Raw genomic sequence first — 580 nt, 5'->3', positions numbered from 1 at the left:
TAAAATGAAACATAGATTACAAAATTGCTTAGATCAACATAAAATATAAATTAAATTAACTTTTGTTTAACCATTGTTTAACAATGTATTTATCTTTCATCTATGGCTATTAATTCCCCAGGCGTAATTGATATCCCCCCAATAAGGGGGGATTCGTTATTACATACTTCCGTTGCCTGCGTTACCATTCCCACCGCTACCATTCCCCCCATTGCCGTTACCACCATTACCACTACCACCATTGCCCCCGTTACCACCATTACCCCCATTGCCGCCGTTGCCATTACCACCGTTACCATTACCGCCATTACCCCCATTGCCACCGTTACCATTACCACCGTTGCCGTTACCGCCGTTACCGTTGCCTCCGTTTCCATTCCCTCCATGACCACCACCATGGCCGCCGTGCTTAATCAACATCAAGTCTGAGGTCATGGACGTATTTTGTGTGTAACTTGTATCCTTCATCAATTTCGATACATCAACCGTAGCGGCTGATACATAAAAGGAACATGCTGATAATACTGAGGTTGCAGCGAGCATAATTACGTTAATCTTTTTCATAGGAATATCCTTCAAT

1 protein-coding gene is annotated in these 580 nt (G+C 42.9%); it reads right to left on the bottom strand.

Features of this window, described 5'->3' with window-relative positions; genetic code table 11:
- Positions 1-159: 159 nt before the first annotated feature.
- Entirely contained in the window at positions 160-564 is a 405-nt protein-coding gene (locus V1952_RS22405; RefSeq protein WP_372558303.1) for a hypothetical protein, read from the bottom strand.
- Positions 565-580 lie beyond the last annotated feature (16 nt).

This window comes from Yersinia sp. 2542 StPb PI (assembly GCF_048593855.1).
In the GTDB taxonomy this organism is placed as follows: Bacteria; Pseudomonadota; Gammaproteobacteria; order Enterobacterales; family Enterobacteriaceae; genus Yersinia; species Yersinia enterocolitica_E.
The sequence above is the reverse complement of the archived record's forward strand: the minus strand, read 5'-3'. Positions and strand labels throughout refer to the sequence as shown.